The sequence below is a fragment of the Gilliamella sp. ESL0405 genome (genome assembly GCF_019469205.1).
Taxonomy (GTDB): domain Bacteria; phylum Pseudomonadota; class Gammaproteobacteria; order Enterobacterales; family Orbaceae; genus Gilliamella.
This window is the reverse complement of record NZ_CP048265.1, coordinates 1,127,076-1,151,150: the sequence shown is the minus strand read 5'-3', so window position 1 is coordinate 1,151,150 and position 24,075 is coordinate 1,127,076. Positions and strand designations below refer to the sequence as shown.

Genomic DNA, 24,075 nt, shown 5'->3' with positions numbered 1-24,075 from the left:
ATGGGGTTTTAGATGAATCCTAGTTACTAATTTTCTCTTTAAAATTGGTATAGGACATTCCTCGCTTAATAGCAGCTTCTCTTATTTGGCTACAAGGATAACTGTCTTTAATATTTTGATTTAATTCAATTCTCTTTGACCAGTCATCAACGGTAGAATCAATAGCCACGACTTTATCAACGCATGCATTATAGGTACTGATAAATTCCGCTTGATTATCAACAAAAAATTTCACAACTTCCTGATTTTGTTTTGCCCAAGCTTTTTGCCAGCTACTTCTACAAACTGATGAAAATCTCAAATCATCAGAACAATAAATAGATTCCTTTTCTTCAATGGTTTTGAGATCATCATTTGCTAATTCAGTTGTAGCCTTTTCTTCTAACGCTTGTTCAGCTACACGACAGTTAGATTTCGTTCTAGAATCGAGCTTACATAAAGACAGCATTTCACCTTTGATTTCATCAAATGATAACTGTTTTAACTGATCTTTACCCTCTTGAGCCTTTTCATCATAAATAATCTTCCAAGCTTGACATTTAGCACTACTAGTTCCAAACGTAAATTCTTGGCATTCATCATCCTTCAAATATTCGTTTATAGTTTGTTGCCAAGTAAGTCCTTCTGTTTCTTTTACTATAATGGCCTTCGCTGCATCTAGTGCTTGTTGCTTCTCAGCTTCCTCACGCTCTCTTTCCAATTGCGCCTTTAACTTTTTATCGTTGATAATTGCGTTTTTTGCAGCAATACATTGTTCATCATTGATTAATTTATCATATGCTTTGCGATCCCCTTCTAACTGAGCTTTACTTATTCCATTGGAACACTCTTCTCTTTTTGCTTCAGCAGCATCGAGATTTTTTGAATAATACTCATAATCTTTTTTCTCACAACCGGCCAAACTTAATGCTATAGCAACAACAAATACAACTGTATTTAATATTTTCATCTTAACTCCTTATTATTTATTAATAATTAAGCTCAATTTATATTCCATTAATGATAAATGTTTATTTAAAATCGCAATATTGGCTAAGTTTACCGTAATTTCCGTAATCGTTATAGCATATTTTATAAAGACTTAACGCCAACTAACATTTCACGTTTTATACCAAAACCTTTACGCTTTAATACTTGAAAACCTGCATTGGTTAAATTACGGCGCACAAAACCTGCTGAAGTAAAAGTTGCAAAAGTTCCCGCTGGTCGGGTTAATTTAAAACAATCTTGAAATAAATGTTGTGACCACATATCAGGATTTTTTGCTGGTGAAAAACCGTCAAAAAACCATGCATCAACAAGTATATTAAATTTTGATAAGAAATCAGGATAGGCGCTAATATCATCATAACAAATCGCTAAACTGATATTCGCCTCAATCGGCTCAGATTGAAATAAATAAGATCTTAACTGCTTAGCAAGTAACGCTAACTTGTCATCATCTATCACATTTTCATGCATTTGCAGCATCTCTTGTGCTGATAATGGATATTTTTCTACACTGAAAAATTTCAATTGTTGAAGAATGTGATTAGGGTATTGTCTTTTAAACGCTAAAAACGCTTTGGATAGTACCAAAAAACTCAAGCCAGAACCAAAACCGGTTTCGCCAACAATAAATGTATCAGACTGATGCGTTAAAAAGCGTTCAACTAAATTATTTCCTTCAACAAAAACATAGTTTGTTTCGGCTACTGCGCCACGGGTATTAAAATAGACATCATCAAAATGTGTCGAAATTGCGGTTTGGTTTTCATCCCAAATAATTGTTGATTTTGGCATAACCGTCCTTTTAGCTGTTATCGGTAGCGGAAACTGTATATTAATGCTGATTACGTATATAATACGCTAAGTTAACTTATGAGGTAAATTATGGTTTTTCTTTTTCGCTTAATTAGTGTTGTCATCTTAGGAGTGATAATCTGTGTTTTAGGTATTATTTTTTGCCTGTTTAATCCACGTAATCCAAAAAATGTTGCACGCTTTGCGCATCTATTTAGCTTTTTTTTCAAGCCCATTTTGGGCGTTAAAGTTGAAACCCGCCAATATTCCAATATCCAAAACATGGGAAGCTGTGTATTTATTGCCAATCATCAAAATAATTATGACATGATTGTTGCCGCTGACATCGTTCAACCGAAAACCGTCACCGTAGGGAAAAAGAGTTTGGCATGGATCCCATTTTTTGGGCAACTTTATTATCTAACCGGTAATATTTTAATTGATCGTAATAATAAATCTAAAGCACACGATACCATTAGCCAAGTGGTAAAAGAGATCAACAATCGAGGCATATCTATCTGGATGTTTCCCGAAGGGACTCGAAGTCAAGGTCGAGGATTGTTACCTTTTAAAACAGGCGCATTTAAAGCCGCTATAGCCGCAGGTGTACCTATTGTGCCAATCTGTGTGTCGGATACCAATTCAATTAAACTCAATCGTTTAAATAACGGACATGTGATTGTTGAGATGCTTGATCCGATTGAAACCAAAAACCTTCAAAAAGACGATACTCGTGCCTTAATGGAACAGTGTTATCAATTAATGTCTGAAAAATTATCGCAAATCAATGCGCAAGTACAAAAGCTGAATAATCAAAACTAACGTATGAATAAGCAAGATAGAAATTTTGACGATATCAGTGCTAAATTTGCACAAAATATTTATGGTACAACTAAAGGTAAAATACGTGAGGCGATAGTCTGGCAAGAACTTGAACAGATCTTAGCAGACTGTAGTGTTAAAAAACCACTAAAGATCCTTGATGCTGGTGGTGGGCAGGGACAAATTGCTTGTAAGCTTGCCAGACTGGGGCATCAAATTACCTTGTGTGACATTTCAGCGCATATGCTTGAACAGACAAAACAAACCGCGATAGCGGAAAACTTACCGATAACGTGTATACATAGTGCCATACAAACGCTTGACCAAGTGACAGATGAACAATTTGACCTAGTGATTTGCCATGCAGTTTTAGAATGGGTAGCTGAGCCAATAACTGTCATTAACGCCTTAAAAAGACATTTAAAAGCTGACGGTTACTTATCGTTAATGTTTTATAATTATGATGCACTGTTATTTAAAACGGTGACACTGGGTAATTTTGGTTATACTCAAGCAGGTTTAGCTAAACGCAAAAAAAAGACCTTATCGCCGGATTTTCCAAGAAAGCCAACTGAAGTTTATACCTGGTTAACCGATCTTAACTTTACCATAACAAATAAAATTGGCATCCGGGTTTTTCATGATTATTTAATCAATAAAAGCAAGTCTGAAACACACTTTGACCAACTATTAGCGCTTGAAAAACAGTATTGTCAAACCGAACCCTATCTTAGTTTAGCAAGATACATTTTATTAACTGCAAAACATAATAATGAGTAATTTCAATAAAAGAGAGAGTTTTAAACGACAATCTCTTTACCCAACCCATTTTTCTACATTGCATCTATTTTTGATAAACATCGCTAAAAGCATGAATTAATCGATATAAAAAATAGCAATTAACCGCTTACTACCAAACAATGGTAATTAATTATTCTCAAAACGGATAAAAAACAATATGCATCTAAATGAACACTCGAAAATTTTGTCATAAATCGGTATTATAGAGGCATTAAATTTAATTCGTTTAAAGGTAGTAATTATGATTGTTGTCACTGGCGGTGCAGGTTTTATTGGAAGCAATATTGTTAAAGGTTTAAATAGTATTGGACATAAAGATATTTTAGTTGTCGATGACTTAACTGACGGAACTAAATTTGCAAACTTAGCTGATTTAGACATCGCTGATTACATGGACAAAGATGAGTTTATTTCTGCAATCATCTCTAATGAAAATCTTGATATCGATGTTATTTTTCATCAAGGCGCTTGCTCATCAACCACTGAGTGGGACGGAAAATTCATGATGGAAAACAATTACAGCTATTCCAAAGATCTCTTACACTACTGTTTAGATTTCAATATCCCATTTCTTTATGCTTCATCAGCGGCAACTTATGGCGGTCGTAGTGATAACTTTATTGAAGAGCGAGCCTACGAAAAACCACTAAATGTATATGGTTACTCTAAATTTTTATTTGACCAATATGTCAGAGAGATTTTACCGCAAGCCACATCGCAAGTTTGTGGTTTTCGCTATTTCAATGTTTACGGACCGCGTGAAACTCATAAAGGCAGTATGGCAAGCGTGGCTTTTCATCTCAATGAGCAATTGAAAAAGGGTGAAAAACCCAAACTATTTGCCGGTAGCGATAACTTTAAACGTGACTTCATTTATGTTGGTGATGTGGTTGATGTCAATTTATGGTTCTGGAAAAATCAAGTATCCGGGATTTTCAATTGCGGTACCGGTCAAGCGGAATCTTTCCAATCCGTAGCAGATGCTGTTATGAGTTATCATCAAACAGGCGAAATTGAGTATATTCCCTTCCCTGAGCAGTTAAAAGGACGTTACCAAACCTTTACTCAAGCTGATTTAACTAAATTCCGACAAGCAGGTTGTCAAATAAAATTCAAAACTGTGACCGAAGGCACAACCGAATATATGAAATGGCTCAATGAACAATAAAAAGGAAAAAAATGAAAACTCTCATTATTGGTCCTTCATGGGTTGGCGATATGATGATGTCGCAAAGTTTATATCGAACATTAAAACAGCTTAACCCCGATATTGAAATTGACGTTATGGCGCCTTCATGGTGCCGAGCTTTATTAGCTAAAATGCCGGAAGTTAGCCAAGCTATTGCCATGCCGCTAGGTCATGGTGAATTTGCTTTATCTAAGCGTTATCAATTAGGCAAATCGCTACGGGAAAATCATTACCAACAGGCTATCGTTTTACCTAATTCATTTAAATCTGCTTTGATCCCCTATTTTGCCAAAATTCCTAAACGCACAGGCTGGAAAGGTGAAATGCGCTACGGATTACTCAACGATCTTCGTAAATTAAATAAGCAAGCTTATCCGTTAATGGTTGAGCGCTATGTTGCCCTTGCCTATCCAAAGCAAGAGATGCACTCAGCTAAAGATATTCCTCAACCTATACTGTGGCCTAAACTGCAAGTCACCATGCCGGAAATTTTAGAAACGTTAACCGCTTTTGATATCCCGCAAGATGCCCCTTTGATAGGTTTTTGTCCTGGGGCTGAATTTGGACCAGCCAAGCGCTGGCCGGATTATCATTATGCAACGCTTGCTGATATGATCGTTAAACAGCATGCTAAAGTGTTAATTTTTGGTTCGGCCAATGATCGCCAAGTCGGTGAACAGATTATGGCAAAAATGACTCACAGCGATCAATGCATTAACCTAGCCGGAAAGACTCAATTAGATCAGGCCATAAATCTAATTGCTGCTTGTAAAGCAGTGGTAACCAATGATTCAGGATTAATGCACGTTGCCGCAGCCCTTGATAGACCGCTTGTAGCGCTGTATGGCCCAAGCAGTCCGGATTTTACGCCACCATTGTCAAATAAGGCTGAAGTGATTCGGTTAATTACCGGTTATCACCGAGTTCGTCGAGGTGATGCGGAACAGGGATATCATCAAAGCTTGATAGATATTAAACCCGATCAAGTGTTTGAAAGTTTAATGAAGCTAATTGTCCGCTGTGAAAAGAGTAATTAATTATGCGTGTACTGGTCGTTAAAACATCTTCAATGGGTGATGTGCTTCACACTTTACCCGCCTTAACCGATGCAGCAAACCATATACCCAATATCACGTTTGATTGGGTTGTTGAGGAAAATTTTGCCCAAATTCCTAGCTGGCATTTTGCGGTTGACACGGTCATACCGGTAGCAATCAGACGCTGGCGAAAGAATTGGTTTTCTCGCCCTGTCCGTAAAGAGCGTCATCAATTTATCCAGCAACTTCGCCAGCAACAATATGATTGTATCATCGATGCCCAAGGATTAATAAAAAGTGCCTTTTTGATTACTCGTAAAGCCCGTGGAATCAAACATGGCTTAGATCGTCAGAGTATCAAAGAGCCTATTGCCAGTTGGTTTTATGATGTTAAACATCATGTCCCCAAACAGATGCATGCCATTGAGCGAGTTAGGTTACTGTTTGCTAAAAGTTTAAATTATACCTTCCCTAACCACACCGGCGATTATGCTATTGCTCGTCATTTTACTCAGGTGCTACCAGAAGACGCTATGCAATATCTGGTATTTCTCCATGCCACCACTCGTGATGAAAAACATTGGACAGAAGATGCATGGCGAGAATTAATTAAACAAATTGAACCAACCGGATTAACCATTAAACTACCATGGGGTGCGCCGCATGAAGAGCAGCGTGCACTGAGGCTGGCTAAAGGTTTTCAACATGTGCAAGTATTGCCAAAACTCGCCTTAGATGAAATTGCAACTATCATCGCAGGTGCAAAAGCAGTAGTATCGGTTGATACTGGATTGAGCCATTTAACAGCGGCGTTAGATAGACCCAATATCACCTTATTTGGTCAAACCGATCCTAAGCTAATTGGTGGGTACGGTAAAAATCAACACAGCATAATTTCCGCTGATAAAAGCATGCAAAGCATTACCGCTAATCAAGTTTATGAAAAATTGGCTCACTTTTTATAATCAATGTTTGAAAGACAAATTTACACATTAAAGGATAAAGTTAAATGAATCAGTATCATGAAACAATTCGTCAAAAATATGCACAAATTGGAAGTAACGAACTCGGTTATATTGATGATGCGCTAGGTGCCGTGATGCAAGTTCTTGATGAAGTAGTGCGTAACGAGCACGTTCCCCAAGAATTAAAAGATAAAGCTGCTTATGCAGCAGCTAATCTATTAATTAGTGATTTTGATGTTAAATAGCCGTTGGCAAATTAATCACAAAGCGGGTTGATTGATCGTCCGATTCAACATAAATCGAGCCTTTATGGGTTTCAATAATCGATTTAACGATCGCAAGCCCAATCCCCGCTCCGGATGAATCATTACCGCTACGATGACGTGATTCATCCACACGATAAAATCGGTCGAAAAGGTGCGGTAAATGGCGACTGTCGATCTTTTTACCGGGGTTAGAAATAATAATTTTTATTCGCTTTTGCGTCACTTGACTCAAGCTTATTCGGATTGTTTCGTTTTCAGGTGTATAACGAATAGCGTTGGATAGAATATTACTAATCGCTCGCCCTAACATCATCTTATCACCTTGAATATGAGCACACTGACCTTCCAAATCGATAGTGATATTTTTCTCGTCGGTTAACGGTTCAAAGTATTCACACATCATCGTCAACATCTGATGAATATCAATATCGATCAGATTTGGCACTAGTTGGCGGTTATCTGCCTGCGCTAAGAACAGCATATCGGATATCATTTGTGACATTTTTTCATACTCTTCTAAATTAGAGTATAAAATCTCTCGGTACTCTTCTGTAGAGCGAGCATTATTTAAAACAATTTGTGTTTGGGTTGTTAAATTAGTAATTGGTGTACGCATCTCATGAGCAATATCTGCTGTGAAATTACGTTGCCGATGAAATACATCTTCCATACGGCTGAGCATCTTATTAAATGCTTTCACTAAACTCACATATTTGGTTGGCACAGAGGCGGTAGAGATTCGATAATTAAGGCTTTTTAAGTTAATTCGCTCAATTTTCTTAATTAATCGGTTAATCGGTTTTTGGGTGTAATAAATAGAGATTAGCGATCCAATTAACGCCAAAACACACGCAATTGCAATAAGTATACCTAAACCAATGCGCAAGCGATAAATAAACTCGAGTTGCAAATCACGTCCAACGGCAACAATAGTGGTAAACTGTTTACCTTCATCTACCATAACCCTTGAAGCAGCAATGCGGTAAGATGATTTATCGACATTCCAAATGGCGGTACTATTTTCGGCAATAATCCGTTCGAATTCACGTTGTGATAAAGCGATTGCCAGATTAGGGCCGCGTGTTCGATAAACAATTTTTCCCGAATCATCTAAAATATAGACAAACAGATGATGGTGACCTGTCAAAATTAACAACAGATTTTGGAAAAACTCATCACGATTATCAGCGGGAGAATAGTAAGTCAATTCTCGCTCAACTGAAGTAATAACCGAATTTAATTCAGTCACATTTTGTTGAATCGAAAACTTCTCAAAAGAGCGTTCGATAAGATAACTAAAACAGTAAAGTAGCCCACAAGTAAGTAGGCATACAATAAGTGGTAAGCGAAATGATATAATTTTACTCTGCTTCATCCAATACATCTAATTTATATCCCATTCCACGGACAGTATGAATTAATTTAGGCTCAAAATCGGCATCGATTTTGTTACGTAAACGCCTAATTGCAACATCAATAACATTGGTATCACTATCAAAATTCATGTCCCACACTTGTGAGGCAATAAGCGATCTAGGCAATACCTCGCCCGGATAGCGTAAAAAATATTCCAATAGTAAAAACTCTTTATTGGTTAAATCAATTCGTTTATCGCCACGTGTAACGGTTCGTTTAGGTAGGTCCATTACCAAATCAGCAATACTTAATTGATAATTATTCACTTGTGGCACATTACGCCGTAAAAGTGATTTTACCCGAGCTAATAGTTCGGCAAATGAAAAAGGTTTAACTAAATAGTCATCAGCACCTAAATTTAGCCCTTTAACTTTATCTTCAACACTGCCCATGGCAGTTAGTAACATTATTTGAGTATCTTTACCCGCTTCTCGCAATGATTGAACGATTTTCCAACCGACGATATCCGGAAGCATCACATCGAGAATTATTAAATCATAGTCTTCTGTCATTGCTCGATGATAACCATCGAGACCGTTATTAGTCAGATCAACTATAAATCCAGATTCAACTAATCCCTGACGAAGATACTCTCCTGTTTTTTGTTCATCTTCAACAACTAACAATTTCATTTTGAATATTTCCTTTGTTGTTTTATCAGGTTATCGAATTTGCATAATGGGTTATAGGATATATGAAAAACTCAAATGCAATCATGACAATGTAATGACTATTTTGTAATGTTTGTGTCATTAATTCGTTTGTTTGTGTTTGTTATATTAGCACCACAATGATTCATGAGGCTAGACAGTATTGTTTCATTGTTTTATTTCCTTTCATCCATTCCTTGCAATTTAATGCAGCCCTAGTTTATCTAGGGTTTTTTTTTATCTAAAATAGCACTTATCTTAATAAAACAATAAAACAAAATATAAAGAGATTTGAAATCTTGCCTATTTTAACAAGATTTCTGTTTTTTTAATACGAATATCACGACTTTTTATGTAGAACAATACCCGTTTCAACATGATCAGTATAGGGAAACTGATCAAACATCGCAAAATGGGTAATATCGTGCGTTTGTGAAAACTGTTTTAAATTCTCTTTGAGCGTTTGAGGATTGCAAGAGATATAGATGATTTTGTCATAGCTTTTAAGAATAGTAATGGTATCGTCATCTAAACCGCTACGAGGCGGATCAACAAGTACCGTATTACACTGATAATCATCAAGATTAATGCCTTTCAAACGATTAAACTCACGCTCTTTCTTAATAGCGCTGGTAAATTCTTGGGCTGACAATCGGACAATTTTCAGATTATCTATATGATTGACTTTAATATTATGCTGGGCTGAATAAACCGAAGCTTTGGCAATTTCAGTGGCTAAAACCTGACGGAAATTCTGCGCCAACGCAATAGAAAAATTACCATTACCACAATAAAACTCCAGTAAATCACCGGTTGAATTTTTAGTCACCGCTAACGCCCACTCGAGCATTTTAATATTGATTGCCGCATTGGGTTGAGTAAAGCTATTTTCAACTTGTCGATAGGACAGTGATCGATCTTGCAATGGTAAAACTTCGTCAACATAATCCACATCGAGACAAATTTTTTGATTACTGGCTCGCCCGACTAAATTAGCCTCAATACCTTGTTCGGCTAATTGTTGCTTTAAAAGCTGGGCTTGCGCAAGCCAATTATCATCTAACTTTTTATGATATAAAAGTGTGATTAAAAGCTGACCACTTAAGGTTGAAAAATAATCTATTTGAAACAGCAAATGACGTAAGGTTTCATTGTGTTTTAAAAGTGGTAAAATCGCTTGCATCGCTTGATTTATCAGTACTGTCGCTATCGGGAAAGTATCAATTCGCACCCGTTTTTTGGTCTTTTTATCATACATAATATGATAAAGATCTTCACCATCATGCCATATTCTAAACTCAGCTCGCATACGATAATGACTGACTGGAGAGGAATGAACGACCAATTGAGGAAGGTTAAAATCAGACAATAATGTTGTTAATTGAGTAATTTTATTTTGTAATTGTACTTCGTAATTATCGTTGGTGAAATATTCAGTCATTTTGTTTATCAGATCGTTATAGTAAAAAACAGAGAGTTGATTTTTGGACAACAACATCCAACTAGTAAAGATAAAACTGAACGGTTAAGCATTTAATCAGACAACACAATAAATATTGTTCAAAGCTATACCTTCAAATTTGCCGCACATTCTATCACAAACTCTAAACGATGATAAGTTTCTACTTAAACATATACATTTTCTGAAACTTCTTGACAAAAAATTTAACCATTAATAACAAATCAAAGCTGTATGACAAAAAGTTGAAGTAGTTCATCGATATCCATAACCAACAGATAAACGTTACTAAGCGGTAATTAAATCAAATCAAAATATGTCACATGATAATGATTGTAGTTATAAACATTGTCGCTATAATACTTCTCAAATTTCTGATAAAAAGATAGCTATGACAACACAAACATTTTCCGATCTACAACTTGATGATATTTTAGTGGAGAACTTACAAGCACAAAACATCATCACCCCAACAGTCATTCAAGCGCAAACTATTCCGGCGGCATTAGAAGGCAAAGATATTTTAGGCTCAGCCCCAACCGGTACCGGTAAAACATTAGCTTTCCTTATCCCGGCTGTGCAACATCTATTGGATTTTCCTCGTCGCAAACCTGGGCCACCAAGAATTTTAATATTAACCCCAACCCGTGAACTTGCCATGCAAATTGCTCAGCAAGCACAAAAACTTACCCAATCAACCCATTTAAGCATCGCAACCATAACCGGTGGTGTCGCTTATATGAACCATGCAGAGATCTTTAGCAAAAATCAAGATATCGTAATAGCAACTACCGGACGGCTTTTGCAATACATCAAAGAAGAAAATTTTGATTGTCGTGCGGTTGAAATGCTCATTTTAGATGAAGCTGATCGCATGTTAGATATGGGCTTTTCGCAAGATGTTGAAACCATATCGGCTGAAACACGTTGGCGTAAACAAACCTTACTATTTTCTGCAACACTAGAAGGTAAAGGCTTGTATGACTTTGCTAATCGCATATTAAATAATCCGGTTGAAATCAATGCCGATCCTTCACGCAAAGAGCGCAAAAAAATCCTACAATTTTATTATCGAGCTGATGATTTAACGCATAAAGTGGCGCTATTAACTCATTTGCTTAAACAAGAAGAGTTCAAAAAAACAATTGTTTTTGTGCGCAAACGTGAACGTGTTCATGAATTGGTATCAATGCTGCATCAAGCGGGGATCCATAGCTGCTATTTAGAAGGCGAAATGGTGCAAGCAAAGCGTAACGAAGCGATAAAAAGAATCAGCAACAATACTGTTAACGTATTAGTTGCAACCGATGTAGCGGCACGAGGGATTGATATTGATGATATCACGCATGTGATCAACTTTGATGCACCAAAAACAGCCGACGTCTATTTACATCGCATAGGTCGCACAGCTCGTGCCGGCAAAAAAGGCACCGCTATCATGCTAATAGAAGCGCACGATAACGAGTTATTACAAAAAATCGAACGCTACATCAATGAACCGATTAAATTAAGAACTATTGACCATTTACGCCCAAAAACTCGTGCGCCTAAACCTGTAACCAAGAAAAAACCTTCGCAGAAGGCGAAATCAAAAAGTATCAGTAAAAAACACGAAGAAACTAACAAGAAAAAGGTAAAACTGCGTCATCGCGATACAAAAAATAAAGGTAAACCGAAAAAATCGATAAAAAAAACCGAACAATAATACCTTTCTTGATAGCTTGTGCTTATGAAATTAATTGCTTATAACAACTGTGACCGTCACGTTAAATTGTTATAATGCATACCAATTAAATTGATATTTGTTTGAAAAGGAGACATTTTATGACATTAGTCACCCGCAAAGCCCCTGATTTTACTTCTGCAGCTGTTTTAGGTTCTGGTGAGATCGTAAATAATTTTAATTTAGCTCAACACATTAATGGAAAATATGCTGTCGTTTTCTTCTGGCCAATGGATTTCACCTTTGTATGCCCTTCTGAAATTATTGCCTTTGATCATCGTTTAGAAGAGTTTAAAAAACGTGGTGTAGAAGTGATTGGTGTATCAATGGACTCTGAGTATGTGCACAATGCATGGCGCAACACGCCACAAGAAAAAGGTGGTATTGGCGAAGTGAAATTTCCTATCGTTGCCGATATTAAACATAGCATTATGCAAGCTTATGGCGTAGAACATCCTGAAGCAGGTGTTGCGCTTCGTGCATCATTCTTTATTGATAAATCGGGTATTGTTCGTCATGAAACTATTAATGATTTACCAATTGGCCGTAACATTGATGAAATGCTACGTATCGTCGATGCTTTCCAATTCCACGAAGAGCACGGTGAAGTATGTCCTGCTCAATGGACTAAAGGCAAACAAGGTATGAAAGCTAATCCAAATGGTGTAGCTAGCTTCTTAAAACAACATTCTAATGAAATTTAAATTAAGCAAATAATCGATTATAACTAGCCTAATTATATTTTGGAAAGCACTTGCCGGAGTTAAACTCCGGCTTTTTTATGTCCTAATACTAATCAACTCAACGAAATATCCCGTCAGATCACATTCAATGAGTATCAAAGCCAGTTATCAAGACTAATTAATAAAATTAATGTCCTGCAACATTAGAAAATAGGTTAATAATAACCACACCAAATATAATAAAGCCCATACCAATTAAAGCCGCCAAATCTAAAGACTGTTTCATAAAGATCCAAGCGATTAAACTGATAATAATAATCCCAATCCCCGACCAAATCGCATAAGCAATCCCAACAGGAATGGTTTTTAAGGCTAAAGAAAGAATATAAAACGAAGCACTATAACCAACAATGGTAATGATTGAATACAGTAAATGAGTAAAACCATTTGACAGTTTTAAGGAAGAAGTTGCAATAACTTCACAAATAATTGCAAAAAAAAGTAATAGATATGAATTCATAATATGACTCATAAGTTAGTTGAAATAAAGAATGAAGACTCGCCATTAATTTTAGTGATAAAAATGATAAATAAAAAACTAAATAATCACTCAATTTAGGAAAAATAGAAATATGGTGGGTTGTGAGGGGATCGAACCCGCGACCAATTGATTAAGAGTCAACTGCTCTACCGACTGAGCTAACAACCCACTAAGACAGTGTGATTATTCTATATAAATTTAGACTGCAATGCAATTAATCAAAAGTTGAAATTAGAAAATAAGTTGATATTGAAAATAAAGAAAATTCAATAAATCAAATCAGCATAATAAAGGCAGAAATTTGGTAAGAATCTTAATGGTTGTATGTTGTATCTAAAATGATCTCGATATTTGATTAATCTCATCAATGTGAATAATGGTATATCACATGGTGAGATGCAAACCAACCACACCAATAATAATAATAGTCAGACCAATTAATCGCTGAATATTTTTAGGCTCATTAAACAAAAACATATTGGCTAACACCGCACCGGACGTGCCAAGGCCGACCCAAACCGGGTAAACGATACTTAAATCCAAATAACGTAACGAAAAATAGAAGAGCGCAAACGAAACAAAAAAGCCGCCCCAATACAGTACAATCCGTAATAAGCTTTTTTGCTGTGAATAGAGTTTGAGCCCAACAGCACCAACTACCTCAAAAATCGATGCAGTAAATATTAATAACCAGCCCATAATAAAGTTCCTAATTTAACGCTTTGACTATCTATAAAAACTAATTATCTAAATGCACTCACGGTTTATATGTGTTAACTGTTTGTACCTGTTAACTTTTTTTACTTATTAACTATCATTACATTTTAACTATCAGTACGTTTTAACTGCACAACACCAATAATGATTAATAATACAAAAAACAGTTGAAGAAGATTAAATGTTTGCCCGAAAAGGAGCACATCAATCGCAACCGATCCAATCGCACCCACACCCGAAAAGATTGCATATACAGTGCCGGTTGGTATGGTTTTACACGCTTTAGTCAGACAAGTAAAATCGACAATAATCACTAGCACAATGATGATCCAGTGCCAAAATTCGGTTGCGATAGTAAATCCAAGAACCCAACTCAATTCAAAAAAGCAGGTCAGTATAACGTATACCCACTCTTTATTCCTGCTATGCATAGCTACCTCACTGAAATTTATTACTTTTTCGCTTTGCTTGATTTTCTTTTTTCACCTTAACGCTTTGGATGAAAATAAAAAGACGGTTCGCAAATTAAACAAATTTGCCACCTAAAGATCGTGATGTTTAAAAGTAGAGAAACAACGCAATTTTTTACTAAAACGTAGGTAGTTTCTGAAACATTTTTACAAAAAATTTATTACAAATTTCAACATACTCAATGATTTTATAGCGAAGAAAAATAAATATCAAGGCTAAAACTGTTATAAGTCAATGTTTAAGACTGTTGCTGCCATTATTTTTACCAATCAAACGAAAGTAAAACTTTTAAAAAAACGCTAGGATCAAAATGCCGACAATATAATGATGCCAACATAATATAATTGGTTGTTTTATTAGTAATCATTATGGGAAAAACAGCCACCTTTTCAGGGTAAACAACTGTATAAAAACGATCACATTTTCAATTTAAACGAAATTCAGTATAAAATACCCAAAATAATTTCTGCTACTTTTGATAGCTAACATCGCTATTTAACACTAATTTGTCTATAACTGATTAGAAATAAAACAGAATATAACAGATTAAGTTGATAAAAGTGCAGTAATTATTTTTTTTATATTGAAATGAAAAGATTGAATAATCGTAAAAGGAAGATCGCATGTCAAAAAAATCTGACAATGAAGTAAAAGTCGGAATAAAAGCGTATATTTCACTTATTGTGGCTATACTGTTTTTTTCCGGCCTATTTTTTAATGTAGAGGGAAAAGAGTGGCTGGGTGCATTTGATTTTACCAGCCTAAGTGGTAAATTTGGTACGATGCTTCATCCGGAAAAAAATAGTTTTGTGGGTGAAGGCGGCATCAGTGCTCGAGCTGGTTTTATCTTTGCCCTTTCGCTCATACCCACAGTAATGTTAGCCCTGGGCGTTCTTGAAATATTTACCCACTATGGCACCATTCGAGCTGCGCATAAATTATTAACTCCGCTACTTAAACCTATCCTAGGTGTGCCGGGCAAAACGGGGCTTGCGCTTATCACTGATTTGCAAAGTACCGACGCCGGTGCGGTTTTAACTAAAGAATTATATGATGACAAGCAAATCACCAAAAAAGATTTAGTGATTATCAGCGCTTGGCAATATTCGGGCGCCGGATTGATTAATAACTATTTTTCAATCGGTTCCGCCCTATTCGCTTCGATGAGTGTTGCCATTTTTATTCCTTTAGTACTGATGATTGTACTTAAGTTTGTCGGTGCCATTTTAGTGCGTCTGGTTCTAAACTCAGTTTATAAGAAGGATTTTAGTAATGAGTAATTCACAAAATCAAACCAACAACCCATTAGATATTTTTGTTATTGGCGCACGTAAAGGCTTTAATATTGCCATTAATAACTTAATGCCCAATATCATCATGGCTTTTGTTATTACCGAAATCTTAAAACGCTTAGGATTAATGCAGCTAATTGGTGATTATTTTTCACCGGTTATGGGGCTTTTTGGTCTACCGGGAGAAGCCATTACGGTCTTACTCACAGCGTGGTTATCCGCTTCAGCAGGTACCGGTGTGGCGGTTAATTTAATTACGCAAGGCTTACTTAGCGCAACCGATGTTACCATTTTGGCACCCGCTATTTTCTTAATGGGCTCACAACTGCAATATATGGGGCGATTGCTGGGCGTTGCTGATGTGCCGAAAAAATACTGGCCATTACTCATGGTAAACAGTATTGTTAATGGTTTAATTGCCATGACTGTTATGCGGTTTATTGTTTGATAAAGGAGATATCAATGTCTACTGTTTTACAACACTATAACCATTTGCATCAGATCCCTGAGCTTGGTTTTCAAGAGCATCAAACAGCGGCTTATATTGCAAACGAGCTTGAAAAAGCAGGTTATAAAGTGACTCGTAATATTAATAATACAACCGGAATAGTGGCGGAGTATGATTCTGGCAAACCCGGACCGGTACTTACCTTACGGGCTGATATGGATGCGCTTGGGCATATTATTGATGGCGAACATTGTGCAAGACATACTTGTGGTCATGATGGACACTCATCAATCTTGTTAACGGCAGCAGAAGAGCTAATAAAAGAAGGCAATATTAAGCAAGGCCGTTTAAAGCTTATCTTTCAACCCGCTGAAGAGCTAGGCTCTGGCGCTTTAGCGATGATTGCCGGTGGCGCCATTGATGATGTTGATATGATTATTGGTCTACATCTTCGTCCTAAAGATGAATGTCCAAAAGGCTTCGCATCGCCGGCAATGTTTTATTCGGCTTCTACCACTGTGGAAGTTAATATCCACGGTATACCTGCGCACGGCGCACGGCCACATCTAGGCGTCAATGCACTAGATGCCGCTATGATGGCAATTCAAGCAGTAAATACCATTCATCTTGCGCCTAGTTTAACTTATAGCGTAAAAGCAACACGCTGTATTTGTGATGCTGGCGTCACCAATGCCATTCCGTCGAAAGCCTATGTCTGTTGGGATTTAAGAGCACCGACCAATCCGGCAATGGATGAGTTAAAAGCCAAAACCTTACAAGCAATTAAACTCAGTGTAGAAGCGATCGGCGCTAAAGCTGATATTGAAGTATCAAAAGAGATCCCAGCTGCTGAGATCGACAACGAAGTTAGCCAAATCATTACTGAGGCTATCGTTGACGTGTTAGGTAGTGAAGGATTAAAAGATCCGATCTTCACACCGGGTGGCGAGGACTTTTTTAATTACCCAAGAGAACGTAATGTTAAAGCTGGATTTTGGGGATTAGGTTGTGATTTAACACCAGGATTACATCATCCGGAAATGAAGTTTGATTTATCCGCTTTAGAAAACGGTGTCAAAATTACTAAAGCTTGTGCTCTAAAAGTTTTAGGTTAATTTAACCATAACTATGTCGATAATGGTGCCAATAACTACGCCAATAACTATGCCGACAAATTCGGCATAGTTATCTTCCACCATTTAGCAAGATCTTAAGATTCACGATATTGAACAATATCTTCAATAGTGACCACTGGTAAATGGTGTTTTTTAGCAAACTCAACCACTTGTGGCGCTCTTGCCATAGAGCCGTCATCATTGGTTAATTCACAAATAACCGCAGCAGGTTTGAATCCGGCTAAAGTCACTAAATCAACAGAAGCCTCAGTATGCCCACGCCGTGCCAGTACCCCACCTTGTTGAGCCACTAACGGGAACACGTGACCGGGATGATTTAAATCACTGGGTTTTGCATCATCCGCAACGGCTGCTCGAACAGTGGTGACGCGATCGGCGGCTGAAACACCGGTTGACACGCCTTCAGCCGCTTCAATGGTAATCGTGAAAGCGGTATGATTTTTACTCGTGTTATTTGCCACCATCATCGGTAATTGTAATTTTTCACAATAGGCTTTTGGCATGCATAAACAGACAATCCCACTACCATAACGAATGGTCAACGCCATTTGCTCTGTGGTGATTGTTTCAGCTGGCCAAATAATATCGCCTTCATTTTCACGATCTTCATCATCTAACACTAATACACCTTGACCGGCTTTAAGTGCAGATATCGCATTTTTCACACGCTCAATCGGTGTGCCAAACTCATTTAAATTAAACTGATTCATGGTAGTTACCTATCCTGTTATATACAATTAATTGTATTTACACTTAAATCCAATTTGCGAAGAACATGCCGTAAATATATCTGGCTGATCGCCGTATGCGCATTTAGGGCTTTGTCTTTGCTTTTTTTCAATTAAGTATAAATAAATTAAATACCAGAATCAGGGCAAGTGCTTGACCATAGTGATTTTACCTTTCGGTAAATATAGAAAAGATAAGCTACTCTCTTTCATCCAGACTTTAACTGTCGGCTTTGGAATCACACCAAATCTGCTAGACCTTAATCGATTAAAGATATTGAGTGTTTAGTCGGAAACATACCGCACTAAACCAACAAAATAAACGATTAAGCGCTCGTGGGCTATAACCACCGGTGGGGAATTACACCCCGCCCTGAGAATTTTGTCAGAAAACTGACTTAAAACACTATAATACAAAATGCATTAAAAAACACGGACATTTTAAAGAAAAATTGCCGCATATAGCGGCAATAATTAATAAAAGCAATATTGAGTAAAAGCAATAAGTTATTGCATACGAATTTCCCGCATTTTACGTCGCTCAGCTTTACGCATCCACAGCCATGATATAAAACCAATAATGCCGACAATCAATAGAATAATTGTTGCCAGTGCATTGACTTGTGGATCGACCCCTAACCTAACTTTTGAGAAAATAAGTTTAGGCAAAGTCATTGCGCCCGGTCCGGTGACAAAATTCGCAATCACCACATCATCCAGTGATAAGGTAAATGCCAGTAACCAACCCGATACTAACGCTGGGGCGATCATAGGTAAGGTGATAATAAAAAATACCTTAAGCGGATTAGCACCTAAATCGAGTGCCGCCTCTTCTATCGACTTATCTAATTCACGTAAACGGGCACTAATGACCACGGTAACATAAGCGGTACAAAATGTGGCATGCGCCATCCAAATGGTAATTGCGCCACGGTCTTTAGGCCAACCTAACACTTGTCCGATACCAACAAATAGTAATAACAGTGCTAAACCCGTTATAACATCAGGCATAACCAACGGTGCTGTTGTCATAAATGAGAACAAATTAGCGCCACGGAAACGTCTGAAACGAATAATGGCGTAAGCGGCTAATGTACCTAACAAAATAGCCAGCGTTGCTGCGCCAGCGGCAATCGATAAGCTCAATCCGACAGCTTTAAGCAACGTATCATTGTGAATAAGCTCAAAGTACCATTTGGTTGAAAAATCTGCCCATACTGTCACTAAGCGTGAACTATTGAATGAATAGATAATCAATATAATCATTGGGATATACAAAAAGGAAAATACCACCAATAAAATTAGCCCTTTTAAGCAACGACAAACTAACGCAATAGTCACGAGTGTCGTTACAATCAAGCTAAATGTTAAGCAACCAATATAGTAGCTCGCTGAGCCTAATAAACTCAGTCCGGATGATGATATCAACAGTGTTAAAATCATCACACCAAGTAGCGAAGAGATAAAGACGATCAAAGCAGATCGTAGAATAAGTGATGAATTATTCATTTATTTACCCCCCGTTTGGCTGTTCTGAAATTTGTTGAAATAATATATTGGCACAATTAATATCAGAAGCATCACACTGGCAACTGCCGATGCCGCTGGCCAATCATGGTTATTGAAGAATTCAGTCCAAAGCTGGGTACCAATCATAATACCTTCTGAAGGTCCTAATAGTTCCGGAATGACATATTCACCCACTGCCGGAATAAAGACCAACATTCCCCCTGCAATAACGCCATTTTTAGTTAATGGCACAATAATTTTGAAAAAGGTCTTAATCGGTTTACAACCTAAATCTAACGCTGCTTCAATTAAGGTCGTATCTACTTTACTTAGTGATGTATAGATTGGCAGAATCACAAACGGCAAATAAGAATAGACAATACCGATATAAACGGCGAAATAAGTTTTCATAATGATCAGCGGCTGATCAATCACGCCTAACCACATTAAAAAGTGATTAAGTAAGCCATTTGGATTTAAGATACCAATCCATGCGTAAACCCGAATCAAAAACGAAGTCCAGGAAGGCAATATAATCAAAAGTAACAAAATGTTACGGGTTGACGGTTTACATTGTGAAATTGCCCACGCTAATGGATAGCCAATTAAAATACATAATATTGTTGAAATCGCCGCAATTTTTAGTGATTGCAAATAAGAATCAAGATAGATAGTATCCGTGATTAAATTGACATAATTACCGAAGTTCAAAACAATATTGAGCAGTCCGTCATCATAGCTAAACAGATCAGTATAAGGCGGAACAGCCGAAGCTATCTCGGAAAAACTGATTCTAAACACAATTAAAAATGGCAGTAAAAACAGCAATAACATCCATAAATATGGAATAGCAATGACAGTTAACCGACCATAAAGTGTCATCAAATCGGATTCATCCCGCTGTTGGCGCATTTTTTTATAAGCAAAATAAATGGCAACTAACCCAGCAGGAATGAACAATATGCTTCCGGCAATAATTAAGCGATAAGCAAATTTTGATGGTTTGTAATTTGCTAAATATAATCCTAAGCATGACAATAAGAAGCTTAATGTCATTGCCGTAAAGAGCGCATCTAAAAATAAGTTATCAAATGCATCAGTTGTTTGAAAACGCCAATAAACATTAAGCAAGACAAATGCATTTAACAACAAACCCAATAAAATGGATCGCATTACTTTATCCTCTTTTGTCTATTCGGTAAGCACAACACAACTATCAACTTCCCAACTTAGGTTGATCACATCCCCCCAAGTTGGCATGCCTTTACGATAGCGATGCTCATTTTGTAACTGTGCAATGATAATTTGTCCGCTGCCCAGTTTAACGTGATAAATCGACAAATCACCAAGATAAGCAATTTCTACCACTTCACCGGTTGCAACGTTATACCCTTCTTCCGGTATTTCATCACATAATTTAATTTTTTCCGGACGTAAGGCAACTTGAATTGGCACACCTTCGACAGCTGGCGAATCATAATCAACTTTGATTGGATGCTTGATCATCGGACAATTGATAATTAATCCGTCTTCTAAGGTTTCTTGCAAAATACCGTCAAAAACATTAACTGAGCCGATAAATTCAGCACTATAACGGCAATTTGGATGCTCATAAATCTCTTCTGGTTCACCAATTTGGACAAATTGCCCTTTGTTCATAATCGCAATTCGCCCTGCCATTGTCATGGCTTCTTCCTGATCATGGGTCACCATAACGCAAGTGGCGCCGACTTGCTCTAAAATGCTGACCACTTCCAGTTGCATACGATCACGTAGCTGTTTATCCAGCGCTCCCATTGGCTCATCTAATAACAGTAGTTTCGGCCGTTTAGCTAAACTACGTGCTAAGGCAACACGTTGGCGTTGACCGCCGGATAATTGGTGTGGCTTGCGTCGGCCAAACTGTTCCATATGAACTAGCGCGAGCATCTCTTCAACACGATGTTTGATCTCTTTCGGATCTAATTTGTCTTGCTTTAAACCAAAAGCAATATTTTGCTCAACCGTCATGTGAGGAAATAGAGCATACGATTGAAACATCATATTAATTGGTCGGTTATAAGGTGGCACTTGTGATAAATCTTTACCATCAAGAATAATCTGCCCCGAAGTTGGCTGCTCAAAACCAGCAAGCATACGTAATAACGTAGACTTACCACTACCTGATGCACCCAATAATGCGAAAATCTCACCTTTATAAATGGTTAGATTCACATCATCAACCGCATAATAATCATCATTAAAAACTTTGGTTAAATTTTTGATCTCCAATAATGGAGTTATCATCTTTTTTTTAGGCTGTACCTGATTTGTTGTTTTATCGTTCACTCTTTTTTCCTCTTAACAACAAGCCAAAAAAAACGAGACGGAAAGACTCAACAATCTCTCCGTCTAGAATATATCGTGTAAATAACGCAATTTTTCAATTGACGTTTATCTACCAGTTTTGAGTTTTGTCCATGTACGTGTGATCACACGTTCAAGCTTAGGTTCTTTAACTGTTAAAGTAAATAGTTTTTCCATAACTTCCGGTTTCGGATAAACAGCAGGATCGTTTTTCACTTCCGGCTTAACAAACTGATCATTTGCTACCTTGTTTGCACTAGCAAAATTAACATCGTTAGTGACTTGTGCAGCAATTTCAGGTTTCATAACAAAGTTTAAGAACTCGTGAGCTTCTTCTACGTTAGCGGCATCTTTTGGAATGGCAAAGGTATCAAAAAAGACTAATGCGCCTTCTTTAGGAATTTGATAACCAATATGCACACCGTTTTTAGCTTCGTTAGCTCTATCACGTGATTGTAAAATATCGCCAGACCAACCTAAAATGACACAGATATCACCATTTGCAAGATCGGTAATATATTGTGAAGAGTGGAAATAACGAATATTAGGTCTAACTTTCTCTAACAACTCGTAAGCGGCACCTGTATAATCTTTCGCATCGGTACTATTTGGGTCTTTACCTAAATATTGCAACGCACTGGCAAAGATTTCGGTCGGCGCATCTAAAAATGCCACACCACAATCTTTAAGTTTTTCCATATTTTCAGGTTTAAACACTAAGTCCCAGCTGTCGACCGGTGCATTATCACCTAAACGCTCTTTAACTTTATCAATATTATAACCAATACCGGTTGTCATCCATACATACGGAATAGCATAAGTGTTATCCGGATCGTGATTTGCCATTAATTTCATTAGATTTGGATCAAGATTTTTCCAATTCGGTAATTTACTTTTATCTAATGGTAAATAGATACCCGATTTGATTTGTCTTGCTAAAAAACTATCTGACGGAGAGACCACATCAAACCCAGAATGACCAGCCATAAGCTTGCCTTCGAGCGCTTCATTGGAATCATACACATCATAAACAAGTTTAATACCGGTGGATTTTTCAAAATCAGCAATAGTTTGATTACCGATTTGACCCGCCCAGTTATAAAAATGCACGACACGATCTTTAGCGATAGCAGATTGAGATAATGCTAGTGAAACACCAGCGATGATTGAAAGAATTGTTTTACGTTGAGTAAACATGCTCACCACTTCTCCTCTAGTTAGGGATATTACATGTTAGACACAAGCCCGTTGTTAACTGACAACGAACCCCCAAATTTTACCATAACCTATTTCTAAATCGTATGGCGAAACCGAGGTAATCAGGTAATCACAAGTCATTAATAATAATGAACAAGTAGAGCTAACCTTGCATTACGAGGGATAAAATACCTTTTTTTTGCCAGATGTCTACATAAAATATCAAATATCTTGAGAATCTGGGCTGAATGATTACATTTTAACCGATCAGCCCGATTTTAGCAGTCTCTTAACAAATAATTTAACGTAATTATTCAGCGGATGCCTGCAAAGGTTTGCTAGTTGGCTGCCAAACACGGTATTTGACAGTGAGATCACTTGGAACATAAAAAACAATTGGTAAACGGCTGTTATAACCTAATAAACCAATATTGTGATACATAGTGACAAATTGATTATGGTTAGCGCTTTGCGGGCAAGCCATTAAAGTTGAAATGCCGTCATTGACTTTATCAACAACATAATAAGAGTAACCCCAGCCTTTGAGCTCTTCTTGCTTAACCGTGCCGGTTAAACTGCGTGAATTACAATCGACACTCATCTCTTTGCCGATCATAACTTCAACTTGTGCACTGTTTTCATCAGCAAGGCTTGGTAAACGAATAACATAACGAGTATAGCCCGTTTTAGCCTCTGGATAAGGCGCAATTTCATTGATATTTTGTACTGCTTGGGGGACGTTTGGTGATTTTGCACAAGCAGATAATGCAACACCCATTAACATTAATAACATTAATTTTTTCATATTATGCCTCCAACAAAAAATTGAATGTATTGACCATTAACACCTTATCATATGCTTTTTAAAGCATAAAGCGTATAATAACACTATCTTAC

At 37.2% G+C, this 24,075-nt stretch carries 24 protein-coding genes, 1 tRNA gene, 1 pseudogene and 1 riboswitch; of the genes and pseudogenes, 11 read left to right on the top strand and 15 right to left on the bottom strand.

Annotated elements, in window-relative coordinates; all coding sequences use genetic code 11:
* Nucleotides 1-19: 19 nt before the first annotated feature.
* Both GYM74_RS05120 and mnmD read right to left on the bottom strand, forming a co-directional pair.
* Nucleotides 20-949, bottom strand: a complete 930-nt coding sequence (locus tag GYM74_RS05120) for a hypothetical protein (RefSeq protein WP_220219414.1) — start codon at nt 947-949, stop codon at nt 20-22.
* 122 nt (nt 950-1,071) lie between these two features.
* Entirely contained in the window at nt 1,072-1,782 is a 711-nt protein-coding gene (gene mnmD, locus GYM74_RS05115) for a tRNA (5-methylaminomethyl-2-thiouridine)(34)-methyltransferase MnmD (RefSeq protein WP_220219413.1), read from the bottom strand.
* Nucleotides 1,783-1,872: 90 nt separating this feature from the next.
* On the opposite strand from mnmD, the gene GYM74_RS05110 reads away from it, so the two are divergent.
* The 6 genes from GYM74_RS05110 (at nt 1,873) to GYM74_RS05085 (ending at nt 6,841) form a co-directional block, all read left to right on the top strand.
* Nucleotides 1,873-2,604: a 1-acylglycerol-3-phosphate O-acyltransferase gene (locus GYM74_RS05110; protein ID WP_220219412.1), complete on the top strand. Its 732-nt coding sequence runs from the start codon at nt 1,873-1,875 to the stop codon at nt 2,602-2,604.
* Between the two features lie 3 nt (nt 2,605-2,607).
* Nucleotides 2,608-3,384, top strand: coding sequence for a methyltransferase domain-containing protein (locus GYM74_RS05105; RefSeq protein ID WP_220219411.1), 777 nt, complete (start codon nt 2,608-2,610; stop codon nt 3,382-3,384).
* 262 nt (nt 3,385-3,646) lie between these two features.
* The gene (gene rfaD / locus GYM74_RS05100; RefSeq protein WP_220219410.1) at nt 3,647-4,573 is read left to right on the top strand and encodes an ADP-glyceromanno-heptose 6-epimerase; all 927 of its coding nucleotides are present in this window, start codon (nt 3,647-3,649) and stop codon (nt 4,571-4,573) included.
* 11 nt (nt 4,574-4,584) lie between these two features.
* The gene (gene rfaF / locus GYM74_RS05095) at nt 4,585-5,631 is read left to right on the top strand and encodes an ADP-heptose--LPS heptosyltransferase RfaF (RefSeq protein WP_220219409.1); all 1,047 of its coding nucleotides are present in this window, start codon (nt 4,585-4,587) and stop codon (nt 5,629-5,631) included.
* 2 nt (nt 5,632-5,633) lie between these two features.
* Nucleotides 5,634-6,596 carry a lipopolysaccharide heptosyltransferase RfaC gene (rfaC, locus tag GYM74_RS05090; protein WP_220219408.1) on the top strand — a complete coding sequence of 321 codons (963 nt, stop codon included), beginning with the start codon at nt 5,634-5,636 and terminating at the stop codon, nt 6,594-6,596.
* Nucleotides 6,597-6,640: 44 nt separating this feature from the next.
* Nucleotides 6,641-6,841 (top strand): YaeP family protein, encoded by a 201-nt coding sequence (locus tag GYM74_RS05085; protein WP_220219407.1) that lies wholly within the window; start codon nt 6,641-6,643, stop codon nt 6,839-6,841.
* On the opposite strand, the gene GYM74_RS05080 is transcribed toward GYM74_RS05085, so the two are convergent.
* From GYM74_RS05080 to trmA, 3 genes are all read right to left on the bottom strand, one after another.
* Entirely contained in the window at nt 6,834-8,237 is a 1,404-nt protein-coding gene (locus GYM74_RS05080) for a heavy metal sensor histidine kinase (protein WP_220219406.1), read from the bottom strand. The two genes, GYM74_RS05085 and GYM74_RS05080, sit on opposite strands and share 8 nt — an antisense overlap.
* Nucleotides 8,224-8,910 carry a heavy metal response regulator transcription factor gene (locus tag GYM74_RS05075; RefSeq protein ID WP_220219405.1) on the bottom strand — a complete coding sequence of 229 codons (687 nt, stop codon included), beginning with the start codon at nt 8,908-8,910 and terminating at the stop codon, nt 8,224-8,226. Before GYM74_RS05075 ends, GYM74_RS05080 begins: the two co-directional genes overlap by 14 nt.
* A gap of 358 nt (nt 8,911-9,268) precedes the next feature.
* Nucleotides 9,269-10,369, bottom strand: coding sequence for a tRNA (uridine(54)-C5)-methyltransferase TrmA (trmA, locus tag GYM74_RS05070; RefSeq protein ID WP_220219404.1), 1,101 nt, complete (start codon nt 10,367-10,369; stop codon nt 9,269-9,271).
* A gap of 409 nt (nt 10,370-10,778) precedes the next feature.
* Here trmA and srmB point away from each other — a divergent pair, with 409 nt between their 5' ends.
* The gene (srmB, locus tag GYM74_RS05065) at nt 10,779-12,092 is read left to right on the top strand and encodes an ATP-dependent RNA helicase SrmB (RefSeq protein WP_220219403.1); all 1,314 of its coding nucleotides are present in this window, start codon (nt 10,779-10,781) and stop codon (nt 12,090-12,092) included.
* Nucleotides 12,093-12,211: 119 nt separating this feature from the next.
* Nucleotides 12,212-12,814 carry a peroxiredoxin C gene (locus GYM74_RS05060; protein ID WP_220219402.1) on the top strand — a complete coding sequence of 201 codons (603 nt, stop codon included), beginning with the start codon at nt 12,212-12,214 and terminating at the stop codon, nt 12,812-12,814.
* Nucleotides 12,815-12,980: 166 nt separating this feature from the next.
* Here GYM74_RS05060 and GYM74_RS05055 read toward each other — a convergent pair whose 3' ends face one another.
* From GYM74_RS05055 to GYM74_RS05040, 4 genes are all read right to left on the bottom strand, one after another.
* The gene (locus tag GYM74_RS05055) at nt 12,981-13,313 is read right to left on the bottom strand and encodes a multidrug efflux SMR transporter (protein WP_220219401.1); all 333 of its coding nucleotides are present in this window, start codon (nt 13,311-13,313) and stop codon (nt 12,981-12,983) included.
* 113 nt (nt 13,314-13,426) lie between these two features.
* Nucleotides 13,427-13,502: transfer RNA gene (locus tag GYM74_RS05050), tRNA-Lys, on the bottom strand.
* Between the two features lie 216 nt (nt 13,503-13,718).
* Nucleotides 13,719-14,033 carry a multidrug efflux SMR transporter gene (locus GYM74_RS05045; RefSeq protein ID WP_220219400.1) on the bottom strand — a complete coding sequence of 105 codons (315 nt, stop codon included), beginning with the start codon at nt 14,031-14,033 and terminating at the stop codon, nt 13,719-13,721.
* A gap of 125 nt (nt 14,034-14,158) precedes the next feature.
* Nucleotides 14,159-14,482 (bottom strand): multidrug efflux SMR transporter, encoded by a 324-nt coding sequence (locus GYM74_RS05040; protein WP_220219399.1) that lies wholly within the window; start codon nt 14,480-14,482, stop codon nt 14,159-14,161.
* A gap of 663 nt (nt 14,483-15,145) precedes the next feature.
* On the opposite strand from GYM74_RS05040, the gene GYM74_RS05035 reads away from it, so the two are divergent.
* Genes GYM74_RS05035 through GYM74_RS05025 form a run of 3 tightly spaced genes read left to right on the top strand, consistent with a single transcriptional unit; the run spans nt 15,146 to nt 17,377 of the window.
* Nucleotides 15,146-15,802 (top strand): nucleoside recognition domain-containing protein, encoded by a 657-nt coding sequence (locus tag GYM74_RS05035; RefSeq protein WP_220219398.1) that lies wholly within the window; start codon nt 15,146-15,148, stop codon nt 15,800-15,802.
* A complete protein-coding gene (locus GYM74_RS05030; RefSeq protein WP_220219397.1) occupies nt 15,795-16,262 on the top strand; it encodes a YjiG family protein in 468 nt (155 codons plus the stop codon). Before GYM74_RS05035 ends, GYM74_RS05030 begins: the two co-directional genes overlap by 8 nt.
* Nucleotides 16,263-16,276: 14 nt before the next feature.
* Nucleotides 16,277-17,377, top strand: a complete 1,101-nt coding sequence (locus GYM74_RS05025) for a M20 peptidase aminoacylase family protein (RefSeq protein WP_220219396.1) — start codon at nt 16,277-16,279, stop codon at nt 17,375-17,377.
* 95 nt (nt 17,378-17,472) lie between these two features.
* On the opposite strand, the gene ribB is transcribed toward GYM74_RS05025, so the two are convergent.
* The 6 genes and pseudogenes from ribB to eco all read right to left on the bottom strand — a co-directional run bounded on the left by ribB (nt 17,473) and on the right by eco (nt 23,983).
* Nucleotides 17,473-18,108: a 3,4-dihydroxy-2-butanone-4-phosphate synthase gene (ribB, locus tag GYM74_RS05020; RefSeq protein ID WP_220219395.1), complete on the bottom strand. Its 636-nt coding sequence runs from the start codon at nt 18,106-18,108 to the stop codon at nt 17,473-17,475.
* A 215-nt stretch (nt 18,109-18,323) separates the two neighbouring features.
* Nucleotides 18,324-18,511: riboswitch (FMN riboswitch) on the bottom strand.
* 122 nt (nt 18,512-18,633) lie between these two features.
* A complete protein-coding gene (locus tag GYM74_RS05015) occupies nt 18,634-19,635 on the bottom strand; it encodes an ABC transporter permease subunit (RefSeq protein ID WP_220219394.1) in 1,002 nt (333 codons plus the stop codon).
* Nucleotides 19,636-20,508 (bottom strand): annotated as a pseudogene (locus tag GYM74_RS05010) (ABC transporter permease subunit); the annotation flags it as partial. It lies immediately after the preceding gene.
* Nucleotides 20,509-20,826: 318 nt separating this feature from the next.
* The gene (gene potG, locus GYM74_RS05005) at nt 20,827-21,963 is read right to left on the bottom strand and encodes a putrescine ABC transporter ATP-binding subunit PotG (RefSeq protein WP_220219393.1); all 1,137 of its coding nucleotides are present in this window, start codon (nt 21,961-21,963) and stop codon (nt 20,827-20,829) included.
* Nucleotides 21,964-22,068: 105 nt separating this feature from the next.
* Nucleotides 22,069-23,178, bottom strand: a complete 1,110-nt coding sequence (locus GYM74_RS05000) for an extracellular solute-binding protein (RefSeq protein WP_220219392.1) — start codon at nt 23,176-23,178, stop codon at nt 22,069-22,071.
* Nucleotides 23,179-23,488: 310 nt separating this feature from the next.
* The gene (gene eco / locus GYM74_RS04995) at nt 23,489-23,983 is read right to left on the bottom strand and encodes a serine protease inhibitor ecotin (RefSeq protein WP_220219391.1); all 495 of its coding nucleotides are present in this window, start codon (nt 23,981-23,983) and stop codon (nt 23,489-23,491) included.
* Nucleotides 23,984-24,075 lie beyond the last annotated feature (92 nt).

Bases quoted from the DNA above. Each gene is read 5' to 3' on its own strand.
- GYM74_RS05110 (WP_220219412.1), top strand. From the start codon at position 1,873: ATGGTTTTTCTTTTTCGCTTAATTAGTGTTGTCATCTTAGGAGTGATA.
- srmB (WP_220219403.1), top strand. From the start codon at position 10,779: ATGACAACACAAACATTTTCCGATCTACAACTTGATGATATTTTAGTG.
- GYM74_RS05085 (WP_220219407.1), top strand. From the start codon at position 6,641: ATGAATCAGTATCATGAAACAATTCGTCAAAAATATGCACAAATTGGA.
- GYM74_RS05035 (WP_220219398.1), top strand. From the start codon at position 15,146: ATGTCAAAAAAATCTGACAATGAAGTAAAAGTCGGAATAAAAGCGTAT.
- rfaD (WP_220219410.1), top strand. From the start codon at position 3,647: ATGATTGTTGTCACTGGCGGTGCAGGTTTTATTGGAAGCAATATTGTT.
- GYM74_RS05120 (WP_220219414.1), bottom strand. From the start codon at position 949: ATGAAAATATTAAATACAGTTGTATTTGTTGTTGCTATAGCATTAAGT.
- GYM74_RS05075 (WP_220219405.1), bottom strand. From the start codon at position 8,910: ATGAAATTGTTAGTTGTTGAAGATGAACAAAAAACAGGAGAGTATCTT.
- GYM74_RS05055 (WP_220219401.1), bottom strand. From the start codon at position 13,313: ATGAATTCATATCTATTACTTTTTTTTGCAATTATTTGTGAAGTTATT.
- GYM74_RS05040 (WP_220219399.1), bottom strand. From the start codon at position 14,482: ATGCATAGCAGGAATAAAGAGTGGGTATACGTTATACTGACCTGCTTT.
- GYM74_RS05080 (WP_220219406.1), bottom strand. From the start codon at position 8,237: ATGAAGCAGAGTAAAATTATATCATTTCGCTTACCACTTATTGTATGC.
- rfaC (WP_220219408.1), top strand. From the start codon at position 5,634: ATGCGTGTACTGGTCGTTAAAACATCTTCAATGGGTGATGTGCTTCAC.
- GYM74_RS05105 (WP_220219411.1), top strand. From the start codon at position 2,608: ATGAATAAGCAAGATAGAAATTTTGACGATATCAGTGCTAAATTTGCA.
- GYM74_RS05000 (WP_220219392.1), bottom strand. From the start codon at position 23,178: ATGTTTACTCAACGTAAAACAATTCTTTCAATCATCGCTGGTGTTTCA.
- GYM74_RS05030 (WP_220219397.1), top strand. From the start codon at position 15,795: ATGAGTAATTCACAAAATCAAACCAACAACCCATTAGATATTTTTGTT.
- ribB (WP_220219395.1), bottom strand. From the start codon at position 18,108: ATGAATCAGTTTAATTTAAATGAGTTTGGCACACCGATTGAGCGTGTG.
- GYM74_RS05025 (WP_220219396.1), top strand. From the start codon at position 16,277: ATGTCTACTGTTTTACAACACTATAACCATTTGCATCAGATCCCTGAG.
- rfaF (WP_220219409.1), top strand. From the start codon at position 4,585: ATGAAAACTCTCATTATTGGTCCTTCATGGGTTGGCGATATGATGATG.
- GYM74_RS05045 (WP_220219400.1), bottom strand. From the start codon at position 14,033: ATGGGCTGGTTATTAATATTTACTGCATCGATTTTTGAGGTAGTTGGT.
- GYM74_RS05060 (WP_220219402.1), top strand. From the start codon at position 12,212: ATGACATTAGTCACCCGCAAAGCCCCTGATTTTACTTCTGCAGCTGTT.
- trmA (WP_220219404.1), bottom strand. From the start codon at position 10,369: ATGACTGAATATTTCACCAACGATAATTACGAAGTACAATTACAAAAT.
- mnmD (WP_220219413.1), bottom strand. From the start codon at position 1,782: ATGCCAAAATCAACAATTATTTGGGATGAAAACCAAACCGCAATTTCG.
- GYM74_RS05015 (WP_220219394.1), bottom strand. From the start codon at position 19,635: ATGAATAATTCATCACTTATTCTACGATCTGCTTTGATCGTCTTTATC.
- eco (WP_220219391.1), bottom strand. From the start codon at position 23,983: ATGAAAAAATTAATGTTATTAATGTTAATGGGTGTTGCATTATCTGCT.